The organism is Gilliamella sp. B3892 (assembly GCF_026536305.1).
Taxonomy (GTDB): domain Bacteria; phylum Pseudomonadota; class Gammaproteobacteria; order Enterobacterales; family Orbaceae; genus Gilliamella.
Window position 1 is genome coordinate 1 of sequence record NZ_JAFNOK010000044.1, and the last position, 661, is coordinate 661.

Genomic DNA, 661 nt, shown 5'->3' on the forward strand with positions numbered 1-661 from the left:
CCATCGAGCCCTTTACCGGTGACATTAATATGTCCTTGTTCAACCCGGTAACCGGTTAATTCACCATTATCGATAGTCGGGGTACCGGTGGTTAAGGTGCCTCGATTCGCGTTAATAAAGCCACAACCATGACAGGTAATACCCGAAGGGTTAGCGATAATCACTTGCGCTTTTTGGCCGGCAACTTCAATCACGCCATTTAGTTGGCTTGGATTACGTGAATTGACTTCATTTAAGATAATTTTAGCCGGACCGGTTGTTTTTAAGTTTTCATTACCTTGAACATAACCGCCAATCTGGGTTTGATTGATTTTGCTGCTGTTGTTTAAAATTACCCCTTGCTGTGAGACATCAAATTGGGTGTATTTATTGTGTGAAAGACCTTTATTATTCGGCGTTTGTATATTAATTTGGGTGACACCATTTGCCGCCGAGATCACTTGCGGTTGCTGATTTTTATTTGCCTGATTATCAACAACAATATTATTACCATAGGCTGGTGAGATGATGGATACAAAGCCTAACGAGATAGATACGAATAAGCTTATCGGTTGCAATGCAAATAAACAGGATTTGAATAATGATTGTTTATCTTCTTTATTGGCTTTTTCATGACCATTAGGCGTTTTAGCAATATCGGCGACAACCATTTGGATACCGC

The 661-nt window shown here is 40.2% G+C and carries 1 protein-coding gene; it reads right to left on the reverse strand.

Annotated elements, in window-relative coordinates:
• Positions 1 to 650: filamentous hemagglutinin N-terminal domain-containing protein (locus J3U74_RS12435; RefSeq protein ID WP_267338107.1), on the reverse strand; the 650-nt coding region annotated here is incomplete at its 3' end.
• Between the last annotated feature and the right edge of the window lie 11 nt (positions 651 to 661).